The sequence below is a fragment of the Mesorhizobium sp. M8A.F.Ca.ET.057.01.1.1 genome, from assembly GCF_003952565.1.
In the GTDB taxonomy this organism is placed as follows: domain Bacteria; phylum Pseudomonadota; class Alphaproteobacteria; order Rhizobiales; family Rhizobiaceae; genus Mesorhizobium.
This window is the reverse complement of record NZ_CP034454.1, coordinates 927613-939629: the sequence shown is the minus strand read 5'-3', so window position 1 is coordinate 939629 and position 12017 is coordinate 927613. Positions and strand designations below refer to the sequence as shown.

The window sequence follows — 12017 nt, the reverse complement described above, 5'->3', positions numbered from 1 at the left end:
CGGGAACGTCTATGACGCCGATTGAACCTGCCTGTTGACGAACGCCTCGCGGATCGCCTCCTGCATGCCATCGATCGCCTCGCCGGAAGCGTTCGGGTTGCGGTGCATCACCACATTGGAGGAATCAATGTCGCCGAACCCATCCGCGGATGTCAGTTCGCGGCAGTCCGCCGGAATGTTGCTGCGCGAAATCGGCGCGATCGCCAACCCTGAGGTGACCGCAAGCTTCAGGCCGCCATTGGTATCACTGGTATAGGCGACGCGATAGGCAAGGCCCCGCTGCTCCAGCGATTTGATGGCGAAGTCCTTGCACCAGCCGGCGCGGTTGTAGAGCGCGATCGGCAGCGGCTGTTCCTCATGCATGTGATGCAGGTTCGACGTCACCCACACGGTGGGGTCGTGCATCAGCACCTCGCCGCCGGAAAGGTCCTGCCATTCGAAGACCACGGCGAGATCGAGCTCGCCGGCGGCGAGCGCCGCGACCTGCGCCCACGAATGGGCGTAGCGCACCGTGACTTCGACCTTTGGATGGCGCTTCGAGAATGCGCCGAGCGCGCGCGACAGGATGGCGTGGCCATATTCCTCCGGAATGCCGATGCGCACCGGCCCGCCCAGCGGCGCCGCCGCCATCGACGCAGCCGTCTCGTCGAGCAGCGAGACGATGCGGCGGGCATTGACGATGAGTTCGCCGCCACGCCGCGTCAGTGCGACGCCGCGTGAACCGCGCTCGAACAAGCTGTCGCCGACCAACTCCTCGAGCTTCTTCATCTGCATCGACACAGCCGACTGGGTGCGGCCGGCCTGCTCGGCGGCCCTCGTGAAATTGCCGGCCTCGGCGATGGCCACGAAGGTACGCAGGAGATCGCTGTCGAGGGTTGGCCGCATGGCATCCATCATAAGCAAATTTGATTGCTGGCATCATTCCAATTCGTTTGCAACATGTCAAACCTCGGCCGATAGTCGCCTTGCCCATTGGATATGGTGCAGCCGCGAAATCGGCTGCGGACCAAATCGAAGAGTCCTCACTCGTGCCCGCTGCCCGAAACGGTGGCGGGTTCTTTTTGATCTGGAGAAGGTCGCCGGATCGTATGCGCGGGAGCCTGAACGCGGATGCACAATAGGATGGTGCGCGGCATCCTGAGCCTGTGCCTGGGCGTGCTGGTGTTCTCGCTGCAGGACCCGCTCGTCAAAGCCGTCTCGAGTGGCTACCCGGTGACCGAGGTGATGGCGATCCGCTCGATCGTCGCCTTGCCGATCCTGATCGTTCTCGTCCATGCCGATGTCGGCTTGCGGGCCATCCTGTCGCGCCGCTTCGGCCTGCTGACGATACGCGCCTTCATCCAGTTCACCTCCTACACGGTGTACTACCTAGCCATCGCCGCCCTGCCGCTGGCCGACGCCGTGGCGCTCTATTTCATGGCACCGCTGTTCATCATGGCACTGGCCGGGCCGTATCTTGGCGAACGCGTTTCCTGGCGGACGCTGGCGACCGTGCTGATCGGACTGTTCGGCGTGGTCGTGATGGTGCGTCCAGGCGCTGGGCTATTCGATTGGGCGGCCTTGCTGTCGCTGGGCTCGGCGGCGCTCTACGGCTTCTCGCAATTGATGGCCCGCAAGATCGGCGACACCGAATCGTCCACCGTCATGGCCTTCTACCAGAACGGCGCCTATCTCGTCGGCGCGGCCGTGGTCGCCGGCACGTTCCACCTCGCCGGCATAACCCACGCCGCCCACCCGAGCCTCGAATTCCTGGTGCGGCCGTGGATCTGGCCGACACTCCCGGATTTCCTGAAGATGGCGGCGTGCGGTTTCGTCGCCTCGGCCGGCATGATCCTGCTCTCGCAAGGCTACCGGCTGGCGCCGGCCAACCGCGTCGCCACCTTCGAATATACAGGTATCCTGTGGTCGCCGCTGTGGGGTTTCCTGTTCTTCGCCGAGGTACCACGCTCGACAACCGTGATCGGCGCGGCGCTCATCATCGGCGCCGGCCTGCTGGCGCTCAACACCGAGCGGCGGACCGGTCCGGCGCCAGCGCTTGTCGCCAGGGATCCAGCCTGATCAGGCGAAGCAGATCAGCGCCCGTTCCACGCGCGAACGGATCTCGGCCAGCGTGAAGGGCTTTTGCACGACATCGAGGATGATGCCGTTCAATTCCTCGGCGCGCTCGCGCTGGTCGGCATAGCCGGTCATCAGCATGATCTTCATCGCCGGGAAAAGCGCCGCGGCCGCAACCGCCATCTCGATGCCATCCATCTCCGGCATGCGGATGTCGGAGACGACGAGGTCGTAGCCGCCGTTTGCGGCGCGGATCCGCGAAAGCCCCTGCGCGCCATCGGCGGCGATATCGATTGCGTGGCCGGCGCGTTCGAGCGCGCGGGCTGCCAGGGTACGGACGGACTCATCGTCCTCGACGATCAGAAGCTTTGCCATGCCGGCATATTTGGCGGGCAAAAGTTGACTTTTCCTGAAGGCGGGACGGGTCAGCAGTCTTTTTGGGAGTGGCTCAAACGTCGCCTTTGACGACACCCACGAACGGCAATTCACGAAAGGCGTGCGCAACGTCCATGCCATAGCCGACGACGAAATAGTCGGGGCAGTCGAAGCCGACATAGTCGGCATTGAGCGCGGTCTGGCGGCGCATGCGCTTGTCGAGCAGGACGGCGATCGAACAGCTTTTCGCACCACGCGACAGCATCAGGTCGCGGGTGAAGCTCAGCGTCTTGCCCGATTCCAGAATGTCGTCGATCAACAGCACGTCGCGGCCGGCAACCTCGTTGTCGATGTCGCGCAGCACCCTCACCTCGCCGCTGCTGGTGCCGGCGCCATAGCTTGAGATGAAGATGAACTCGACTTCCGGCGACAGGCCGACATCGTGCATGGCCCGGATCAGGTCGGCGGCGAAGATGAAGGAACCTTTCAGCACCGAAATCACCAAGAGATCGTGATAGTCGTGCCCGGCGATCTCCTTGGCGAGTTCGAGATTGCGCCGCGCGATCGCCGATGCCGAAAACAGGACTTCGATGTCCTTGCCGCGTACGATTGGCATTTTTCGCCCCCTCGAGTTTTTACCCAGACGCGTTCACACCGAGCGTGTGTCGAGATTCAGGTCAGGCCGAGCCGAAAACAGTGGTTTCCGAGAACCGGAGCGGAGCGTACTCAAGTACGTGAGCACCGGAAGCGCAGGGAACCGCCGTTTGCAGGCCGGCCTCACCTGAATATCGACACACGCTATTCGGCGAAAGTAACCAAAACGGTTCTCACGCCGTTCTTAGGCACGTCGAGCCGGCTGGCAAAGCCGAATCTTTCGCCCGATGCCAGCGAATGGCCTGATGTCCCCAACGTATAGCGGATCGTGCGCCCGTCATTGCCCGTCACCCGGATTTCGAGCGGCGGCAGGGTCGCGGGGCTTGTTCCGTCATTGGCGGCCTCGCCATCGACGAACAGCACCGGGTTGGCGCCCGAGACGTCGACGCGTGAGGTGACGCCTGAAATGGTCAGCGCCGACGCTTGCGCGCCGGCCAGGAACGGCGCTTGGCGCACCAGCGCGTGGCCACCGGAAACCCAGAACGCGGCAAGGGCTGCACTGATGCCGGCGATCCAGAAGATCGGACCGCCGCGCGAGGCCGGCGGCCGTTCCGCCGGCGCTTCCGCCTTGCGCAGCATGTCCATGCCCTCGATGGGCGGGGTGACGATCAGGCGCGGCAGCGGCGAAACGTTTTCGACCAGTGAGACGGGCCGCGACACCACAACATAGTCCGCATCGACGATATCTGCCGCCGGACCGCGCAGGATCCGGTCCGCCGTGGCAATTGCCGGCGGTTCGGTCATGATTTCGCCGGAAACCGGGCGCGCGGTTCGTTCGTCAGCCATCATGGCCCCAGCATTGCGGCACGTTCGCTTTTCGTTTCTTTTGCGTAAACACAAATGGTTAACGCTTCCCCACCGGAGCCCTCTTGAAGAGCCGAAACAAGCCAGGAATTAACCGCCGGTTAACCATGCCGGCCGATGGTCTTTTCACAGAACAGGCTGGCTCGCCGCGGCCAGGAACTTCAGGTCGTCGAAATTGATTCGCTTCGAAAATGTCGGCCTCCGCTATGGCATGGGTCCGGAAATCCTCCGCGACATCTCCCTGCATATACCGGAGCGCTCCTTCCAATTCCTGAGCGGGCCTTCGGGAGCCGGCAAGACGACGTTGCTGCGCCTTCTGTTCATGTCGCTGAAGCCGACGCGTGGATTGATCACCATTTTCGGCAAGGACCGCTCCCGCATCTCACGCACCGAACTGCCGCACCTGCGCCGGCGCATCGGCGTAGTGTTCCAGGATTTTCGCCTGCTCGACCACATGACCACTTACGAAAACGTCGCGTTGCCATTGCGCGTGCGCGGGCGCGAGGAAGCGAGCTACCGCACCGACGTCACCGAGCTGTTGAAATGGGTGGGGCTCGGCGAGCGCATGCATGTGCTGCCGCCGGTCCTGTCAGGCGGCGAGAAGCAGCGCGCCGCGATCGCGCGCGCCCTGATCGAACAGCCGGAAATCCTGCTCGCCGACGAGCCAACCGGCAATGTCGATCCGCCGCTGGCGCGGCGCCTGTTGCGGCTGTTCATCGAGCTCAATCGCCTCGGCACCGCCGTGGTGATCGCTACCCACGATCTCGGCTTGATGGAACAGGTCGACGCGCGCCGCATGATCCTGGCCGGCGGAAGGCTGGATATCTATGACTGATCTGTCCGCCGACCATTTCGAAGAGCAGGACGCCGAGGCAGCCGCCACAAGACCGCGCGCCCAGCGCAAGATGGCGCCGATCGTGCCGGCGCAGAACATTGCCGGCCGCGCGTTGGTGCTGGTCATCGCCATCATGACCTTCCTGTCCTGCCTGACCTTCGGCGCGGTGACGCTGGTGCGCGATACGGCCTCGGTATGGGAAAACCAGATTTCGCGCGAGGCGACCATCCAGATCAAACCGGCCGACGGCCTCGACATGGAGGCAGCGCTTACCCAGGCTTCGCAGATCGCCGGCGAATTCCCTGGCGTGAAGTCGACCCGGATCATCGACCGCGAAGCGACCGCCAGGCTGCTGGAACCCTGGCTGGGTTCGGGCCTCAATATCGACGACCTGCCGGTGCCGCGCCTGATCATCGTCACCATAGACGAGAACAGCCCGCCCGATTTCGCCGCCATGCGCGCCGCGATCACGCCGAAACTGCCGAGTGCATCGCTCGACGACCACCGCACCTGGGTCGACCGGCTGGTGGCCATGGCTCGCACCACGGTCACCATCGGCATCGCCGTTCTGGCCCTGATGCTGTCGGCAACCGTGCTGACGGTGGTCTTTGCCACCCGCGGCGCCATGGCCGGCAACGGCCACATCATCGAGGTGCTGCATTTCGTCGGCGCCGAGGCGCAATTCATCGCGCGCGAATTCCGCCGGCATTTCCTGGTCACAGGCATGAAGGGCGCGGCCGCCGGCGGAGCGGCGGCGGTGCTCGTCTTCATCGTTTTCTCCTGGTGGTCGTCGCGCAATATGGCAACGCCGCAGGCCGACCAGGCAACCGCTTTGTTCGGCAACTTCGCCATCGGCTCGGCGGGTTACCTGGGTGTCGTCCTGATGGTGCTGGTGATTGGCGGCCTGACGGCGGCGACCTCGCACGCCACCGTCGTCGCCTATCTCAGCGACATCGACGTTCGCCAACCCGACGCATGAAGGAGTTCGTCTTGGCGTGCATGGAAAGAGCGCGATCACGGATGGAGAACTCGCGTAACGCAAATTGCGTCTTTTACCTATCAAAGGCCGCATTTCGGGATTAACCATATGGCTATGGACGTGCGGGACTCGACCGGGACGGCTGGACAGCTGCCAGTGGTGGTTGCCCGTTGGCGCGGCCCCGGCAAGGTTAGCCGTTTAAGGGCCGCCTTGCGTCTCTTCGCTCTCTCCCTGCTTATGCTCGCAATTGTGTTCGCTGGCGGCTTCGGCTGGTTTGCCAGCAAGGTCAGCCATCTGACCACGCCCGCCAACCCGGCCAAGGCCGATGCCATCATCGTGCTGACTGGCGGCCAATCGCGGCTCGACGCCGCGATGGAACTTCTGGCGTCCGGCAAGGGCGAGCGGCTCTTGATCAGTGGTGTGCATCCCTCGGCCAGCCGTCGGCAGCTTCAGGCAGCGACCGGCGGCGACAAGAAGCTGTTTTCCTGCTGCGTCGACATCGATCGCGCCGCGCTCGACACGATCGGCAACGCCGAGGAAAGCGCCAAATGGGTGGAAAACCATGCCTATGGCACGGTCATCCTGGTCACCAACAATTATCACATGCCGCGCAGCCTGCTGGAGATGGGACGGCTGCTGCATGGCGCCAAGCTTGAGCCCTATCCGGTGGTCAATTCCAATCTCGACAATGGCGGCTGGCTGACCAAGCCGCGGGCGTTGCGCGTGCTGTTCACCGAATACACCAAATATCTGCTGGCGCTGGCACGTGGTATTATCCCGGTGAAGCCGACGCCCGAAGGCATCGCGCTGGCCGAAACCGCCGCCGGCGGCTGAGCCCGCGTCATTGCTGGGCGCCAGCCCCTGAAACGCCGTTGAGGCGCGCGATCTCCTGTTCAAGGTTCTGGATGCGCCGGTCGCGCTCGGCAAGCGCCGCCGCCACATCGGCCGCCTCGAAGCGCTGCGGTATATGTTGCGGGCAATTGGCGTCCCACGCCGAGACGGTGAACAGGATGACCTGCTCGGGACGCGCCTTGTAGTCCGGCGGCATCAGCCTCGCTGTCAACTCGGCATCGTCTTCGACAACGCGCGCCGTACCCCAGATCTTGATGCGCTGGCGCATCATGTAATCGATCAGGAATAGGAAGGCCCTCTGATTGTCGGCCAGATTGCCCTGTGTGATGAACTGTTTATTGCCGGAAAAATCCGCGAAGCCGATCGTCTTGTCGTCGAGCACCTTGAGAAAGCCGGCAGGGCCGCCGCGGTGCTGGATATAGGGCTGGCCATCGCCATTGGCGGTCGACAGGAAGACGCTGGTCTGCATTTCGATGAAAGCGGCAAGGTCCGGTGTGATCGCCGACTGCCAGCCGCCGCGCTCCTCGACGCGGGCATAGGACTGGCGCGAACCCTTGCGCGCCTGGATCGCCTTGACTGTGGGCGTGAAGGCGACATCGCTCGTAAAAGCGTGTGCGTTCATCGAGACCTCCTTGCATGAAACGTTTCTAGAGCAATTCCAGGAAAAGTGTGTAACGGTTTTCCCGGGACAAGCGCGTAGCGCTTGCCCTTGGGAATTGCGTGAAAACAAAGAGTTAGAGCGGGTCGGCGATTCTATCAAACGCTGAACCGCTCTAGAGCCCGAGCTCCGACAGCGTGGGGTGGTCGTCCGGCCGCCGGCCGAGCGGCCAGTGGTATTTGCGCTCGGCTTCGGCGATCGGCAGGTCGTTGATGCTGGCGATGCGCAGGCGCATCAGCCCGTGCTCGTCGAATTCCCAGTTCTCGTTGCCGTAGCTGCGGAACCATGAGCCGCTGTCATCGTGCCATTCATAGGCGAAGCGCACGGCGATGCGGTTGCCGTGGAAGGCCCACACTTCCTTGATCAGCCGGTAGTCGAGTTCGCGGCTCCATTTGCGGGTCAGGAACGTCTGGATGGCATCGCGCCCTTGCAGGAATTCGGCGCGGTTGCGCCAGCGGCTGTCCGCTGTATAGGCGAGCGCAACGCGGGCCGGACCGCGTGAGTTCCACGCATCCTCGGCCATGCGTGCCTTCTGCGCCGCGGTCTCTGCGGTGAAGGGCGGTAGCGGCGGGCGGCTTTCAGACATGGCGATTTTTTCCCTGATCGAGGCCGCCTGTGCTCAGGCAGCGTATTTGGCGCCTTCCATCATTCCGATGTAGATGGCATACTTGCAATCCATCTTTCCATTTTCCAGAAAAAGCATGGATCGTCTGGAGGCCATGTCCCTATTCATCGGCGCGGTGGAAGCCGGCAGCCTTTCTGCTGCCGCGCGCAATTTAGGCATTCCGTTGGCGACGGTCAGCCGCAAAATCTCCGACCTGGAGCGGCATCTCAACACGCGCCTCCTCAACCGCTCCACACGGCGGCTGACCTTGACCGACGCCGGACACGCCTATCTCGCCGCCTGCCGCCGTATTCTCGATGATGTCGGCGAGGCCGAACGCACCGCCGCCGGCGAATACAACGTGCCGACCGGCGAACTGGTGGTTACGGCGCCCGTCGTCTTCGGCCGCCTGCACGTGTTGCCTGTGGTCACCGCCTTCCTCGCCGCCTATCCCGACGTCGATATCCGTCTGACCCTGGCGGATCGCATAACCCAGCTTGCCGAGGACCATATCGACCTTGCCGTGCGCATCGGTGCCCTCCCCGATTCGAGCCTGGTCGCGCTGCGCGTCGGTGCGATTCGGCGGGTCGTCTGCGCCAGCCCGGCCTATCTCGCCGAACACGGCACGCCGCGGATCCCCGAAGATCTGGCAGCGCATAGTTGCATCACTTTCGAGGGGCCGAGCGGGCTTTCGGCATGGAGCTTTGCATCGGGCAAGACCGAGACGAGGGTTCAGGTCCGCTCGCGGCTTCAGGTCAACACCGCCGAGGCGGCGATCGACGCCGCGATATCAGGCGTCGGGCCGACAAGGGTTCTGTCCTACCAGGTCGAGGCGGCTGTACGGTCCGGCGCGCTGCGCATCCTCCTGCCGGAGTTCGAGCCGGAGCCCTGGCCGGTGCAGCTGGTGCATTCGGGTCAGGGGCTGCTGCCGGTCAAGCTGCGCGCCTTTCTCGATTTCGCCGCCCCGCGCCTGAGAGAAAGGCTGACACGGCTGGCGTAGTGCGAGGCCATTTTCTTTTTCACCGCGCTTGGTGTAACCAACGCACACTTCCTCACCGGACCTCCCTCATGCTCTATATCAGATCGCTGGCGTTCAATTTCCTCTTCTACGTCAATCTGATCATCCAGATGATTCTCTGGACTCCGTACTATTTCCTGTCACCTCGCCACCGTGCCTGGTTCGTGCCGAAATTCTGGTCGCGCACCTCGATGTGGCTCTATGACAAGATCGCCGGAACGAAGAATGACATCAGCGGACAGGAAAACCTGCCCGAGGGCTCCTTCATCCTGGCGCCCAAGCACCAGTCGTTCTGGGACGCGATCGCCTTCTTCCCTTACCTCCAGGACCCGCTCTACATCCTGAAGCGCGAGCTGACCTGGATCCCATTCTTCGGCTGGTACATCTTGAAGATGCGCATGATACCGGTGCATCGCGGCAGCCGCTCCAAGGCCTTGAAGGCCGTCGTCGCCGCGACCAAGGAAGAGATGGCACGCAACCCGCGCCAGCTGATCATCTACCCTGAGGGCACGCGCCGGGCGCCGGGCGATGAGCCGGCCTACAAATATGGCATCGTTGAAATCTATTCGCAGCTTGGCGTTCCGGTGGTGCCGGTCGCCCATGTCGCCGGCCTCTTTTGGCCGCGCCGCAAGTTCCTGCGCTATCCCGGCACCATCAAGGCACGTTTCCTGCCACCCATACCGCCGGGTCTGGGCAAGGAAGAGTTCATGGCGCGGCTGATCGGCGAGACGGAAGCCGCCTGTGACCAGCTTCTTGTCGAGGCATCACGCGCGCCCAACCCACCGGCCCTGCCGACAACGGCGGCAAAGCGGTTGCGGGAACTCGGCGCGAAGCTTGACGGCTCCGCGGCCTGATCGTCAACCGTACACAGCCAGCACCGTGGTCAGCAGCAGCGTCGCGGCAAAGACCAGATTCATGATCCGCGAGGCGACAGGCCTGCGCAGGAAGCGCGCGAACGCCGCACCGGCAAGAAGCCACAAGGCGTGGACGACGATCATCACCGCCAGAGCAGTCAGTTTCGTCCACAGGCCGAGCTCGACCTCGCCCTTTCTCGACGAGGCGCCGGCGAAGACGGCAGCGATCGCCACATAGGCCTTGGGGTTGGCGACCGCCAGGAGAAGTCCAGCCAGCCAGGTTGGGCGCGAAGCCTCGGCGGCACGTGCGGCCAGCGGCGGGGCGGTGGCGATCTTGAAGGCGAGATAGAGGATGTAGGCCGCCGACGAGACAACCAGCAACGGCGCCAGCTTCGGCATCGACCCAAGCACTGCCATAACCCCGGTCGCCACGACCAGCAGGACGGCGATCGTACCCAGGACGATGCCGCCGGTGTAGCGCAGCGAATCGCACAGGCCGAAGGCGGCACCGACGGCGGTAACGCTTATCGTCGCCGGCCCCGGGCTGCCCATGACAACGGTGGCGGCCAGCAACAGCGCAAGCAATTGGCGCCAAAGCTCCGGCTGCGAAAGAAGCGATCCGTCCATCTGGTCCTCCGCCCTGAGCCCGTGCGAAGGACGGTATGGCAAGGCATGAGGATCGTCTTGGACGTTCGTGCGTCCCGTCTTGCCGGCAGCCCTCAGGCGCTGGCTTTGTCGAGTTCGGCGATATCGTCGGCGCTCAACTTCAAGGACACCGCCCTGATCAGGCTGTCCATCTGGCTCGGCTTGGTGGCGCTGGCGATCGGCGCGGTGACGCCTGGCCGAGCGATGGCCCAGGCAAGCGCCACTTCCGCCTGCTTGGCCGAATGCCTGGCGGATACGGCGTCGAGCGCCGCCAGAATGCGCGTGCCGCGCGGATTGAGATAGCTGCCGACATCCTCCCCCCGCTCGCTCTGGCCAAGATCGGCTTCCGTGCGGTACTTGCCGCTCAAGAAACCTTTGGCCAGGCTGAAATAGGTGATGACGCCGATATCCTCGGCTATGCAGAGGTCGCGCAGCGGGCCATCGAAGGAAGAGCGGTCGTAGAGATTGTATTCCGGCTGCAACACCTCGTAGCGCGGCAGGCCGCGCAGGCTTGCCACGTCAAGTGCCGCACGCAACTGGCCGGCATCGAGGTTGGAACAGCCGGCATAGCGGATCTTGCCCTTGGCGAGCAGTTTCTCATAGGCGCCGAGGGTTTCCTCATAGGGCGTCGTCGGATCCGGCCAGTGCGACAGATAAAGATCGATGAATTCGGTCTGCAGCCGCTTCAGCGATGCATCGACGGCCTTTTCGATATAGGCGGCTGACAGATCCCTGTGACCCTGACCCATATCCGAGCCGACCTTGGTGACCACCACGACCTTGTCGCGATTGCCGCGATCCTTCATCCATTTGCCGATGATGGTTTCCGATTCGCCGCCCTTGTTGCCGGGAACCCAACGCGAATACGCGTCGGCCGTATCGATGGCATTGAGGCCTGCGCCGACGAAGCGGTCGAGCAGATCGAAGGAGGTTTTCTCGTCAGCGGTCCAGCCGAAGACATTGCCGCCCAGAACCAGCGGCGCGATGGAAAGGTCGGTGCGACCGAGACGGCGTTTCTGCAAGACGGATCTCCGTGATGATTGGGACCGGGCGATGCCGCCCGCTGGCTGGGTTCGGAGCCTAACCTAGGTCTTGCCGCATCGAGGTCAAAGGCCTGGCCACCGTTTTCCGCCGAACCAGCGCTTCACAAAGACGCTATCCGGCGAGCCACATCCTCCAGCCAGTGGTCCTCTATATCGAGCGCTTCCAGATGCTTCAGCGTACTCAGCACATAGTCCTCGTTGTTGCCCGATCGGCCGACCGCGCCGCGCACCACGGCCGCTGCATCCGCCGCATCCAGCGCCCCGGCATATTGCTCATGCTTGCGGTCGACGATGTAGGCCACCGCTTCGACCGCGCCGCCGCCGTCGAGACGAACCTTGAGCGTCCGCTCGAGATAGACGCTGGTGACAAGCTCACGCTCGCGCAGATAGGCAATGACCTCGTCGCGCAGTTCGCCGGGCACGCGGAAGGCGAGGCCGACGCAGGACCCGCCATGGTCGAGGCCAAGCACCAGTCCCGGCCGCTGACGCGTGCCGCGGTGCACGAAGGAATAGACGCAAAGCGAGCGGCGATAGCCATGCAGGCGGGCACGCCGTGTCTCGACATGCGCGAAACCGGGCCGCCAGATCAGCGAACCGTAGCCGAACACCCAAAAATCGCCCATATCGCCGCGCCTGATTGC

General features: G+C 63.6%; 15 protein-coding genes. 6 read left to right on the top strand and 9 right to left on the bottom strand.

Features of this window, described 5'->3' with window-relative positions; genetic code table 11:
- Window positions 1-9: 9 nt before the first annotated feature.
- Complete coding sequence (locus EJ077_RS04360) at window positions 10-885, bottom strand: LysR family transcriptional regulator (RefSeq protein ID WP_208699909.1); 876 nt, start codon at window positions 883-885, stop codon at window positions 10-12.
- Window positions 886-1110: 225 nt separating this feature from the next.
- Here EJ077_RS04360 and EJ077_RS04355 point away from each other — a divergent pair, with 225 nt between their 5' ends.
- Window positions 1111-2058: a DMT family transporter gene (locus EJ077_RS04355; protein WP_208699907.1), complete on the top strand. Its 948-nt coding sequence runs from the start codon at window positions 1111-1113 to the stop codon at window positions 2056-2058.
- Here the strand turns inward: EJ077_RS04355 and EJ077_RS04350 are convergent, their stop codons facing one another.
- From EJ077_RS04350 to EJ077_RS04340, 3 genes are all read right to left on the bottom strand, one after another.
- Window positions 2059-2430: a response regulator gene (locus EJ077_RS04350; RefSeq protein ID WP_208702902.1), complete on the bottom strand. Its 372-nt coding sequence runs from the start codon at window positions 2428-2430 to the stop codon at window positions 2059-2061.
- Between the two features lie 73 nt (window positions 2431-2503).
- Window positions 2504-3046: a hypoxanthine phosphoribosyltransferase gene (gene hpt, locus EJ077_RS04345; RefSeq protein ID WP_127279434.1), complete on the bottom strand. Its 543-nt coding sequence runs from the start codon at window positions 3044-3046 to the stop codon at window positions 2504-2506.
- 182 nt (window positions 3047-3228) lie between these two features.
- Window positions 3229-3873: a hypothetical protein gene (locus tag EJ077_RS04340; protein WP_208699905.1), complete on the bottom strand. Its 645-nt coding sequence runs from the start codon at window positions 3871-3873 to the stop codon at window positions 3229-3231.
- A 190-nt stretch (window positions 3874-4063) separates the two neighbouring features.
- Here EJ077_RS04340 and ftsE point away from each other — a divergent pair, with 190 nt between their 5' ends.
- The 3 genes from ftsE (at window position 4064) to EJ077_RS04325 (ending at window position 6536) form a co-directional block, all read left to right on the top strand.
- Window positions 4064-4723 (top strand): cell division ATP-binding protein FtsE, encoded by a 660-nt coding sequence (gene ftsE, locus EJ077_RS04335; protein WP_010911739.1) that lies wholly within the window; start codon window positions 4064-4066, stop codon window positions 4721-4723.
- Window positions 4716-5702 (top strand): cell division protein FtsX, encoded by a 987-nt coding sequence (locus tag EJ077_RS04330; protein ID WP_208699903.1) that lies wholly within the window; start codon window positions 4716-4718, stop codon window positions 5700-5702. Before ftsE ends, EJ077_RS04330 begins: the two co-directional genes overlap by 8 nt.
- Before the next feature lie 108 nt (window positions 5703-5810).
- Entirely contained in the window at window positions 5811-6536 is a 726-nt protein-coding gene (locus EJ077_RS04325) for a YdcF family protein (protein WP_208699901.1), read from the top strand.
- A gap of 7 nt (window positions 6537-6543) precedes the next feature.
- Here the strand turns inward: EJ077_RS04325 and EJ077_RS04320 are convergent, their stop codons facing one another.
- Together EJ077_RS04320 and EJ077_RS04315 are read right to left on the bottom strand one after the other, a co-directional pair.
- Window positions 6544-7176 (bottom strand): pyridoxamine 5'-phosphate oxidase family protein, encoded by a 633-nt coding sequence (locus EJ077_RS04320; RefSeq protein ID WP_208699899.1) that lies wholly within the window; start codon window positions 7174-7176, stop codon window positions 6544-6546.
- 151 nt (window positions 7177-7327) lie between these two features.
- The gene (locus EJ077_RS04315; protein ID WP_208699897.1) at window positions 7328-7798 is read right to left on the bottom strand and encodes a DUF1348 family protein; all 471 of its coding nucleotides are present in this window, start codon (window positions 7796-7798) and stop codon (window positions 7328-7330) included.
- Window positions 7799-7913: 115 nt separating this feature from the next.
- Between EJ077_RS04315 and EJ077_RS04310 the strand changes: the two genes are divergently transcribed.
- Both EJ077_RS04310 and EJ077_RS04305 read left to right on the top strand, forming a co-directional pair.
- Window positions 7914-8816, top strand: coding sequence for a LysR family transcriptional regulator (locus EJ077_RS04310; protein ID WP_208699895.1), 903 nt, complete (start codon window positions 7914-7916; stop codon window positions 8814-8816).
- A gap of 68 nt (window positions 8817-8884) precedes the next feature.
- Window positions 8885-9688: a lysophospholipid acyltransferase family protein gene (locus EJ077_RS04305; RefSeq protein WP_208699893.1), complete on the top strand. Its 804-nt coding sequence runs from the start codon at window positions 8885-8887 to the stop codon at window positions 9686-9688.
- 3 nt (window positions 9689-9691) lie between these two features.
- Here the strand turns inward: EJ077_RS04305 and EJ077_RS04300 are convergent, their stop codons facing one another.
- The 3 genes from EJ077_RS04300 to EJ077_RS04290 all read right to left on the bottom strand — a co-directional run bounded on the left by EJ077_RS04300 (window position 9692) and on the right by EJ077_RS04290 (window position 11999).
- Window positions 9692-10315 carry a LysE family translocator gene (locus EJ077_RS04300; RefSeq protein ID WP_208699892.1) on the bottom strand — a complete coding sequence of 208 codons (624 nt, stop codon included), beginning with the start codon at window positions 10313-10315 and terminating at the stop codon, window positions 9692-9694.
- A gap of 92 nt (window positions 10316-10407) precedes the next feature.
- Complete coding sequence (locus EJ077_RS04295; RefSeq protein WP_208699891.1) at window positions 10408-11355, bottom strand: aldo/keto reductase; 948 nt, start codon at window positions 11353-11355, stop codon at window positions 10408-10410.
- Window positions 11356-11477: 122 nt separating this feature from the next.
- Entirely contained in the window at window positions 11478-11999 is a 522-nt protein-coding gene (locus EJ077_RS04290; protein ID WP_208699890.1) for a gamma-glutamylcyclotransferase, read from the bottom strand.
- Window positions 12000-12017 lie beyond the last annotated feature (18 nt).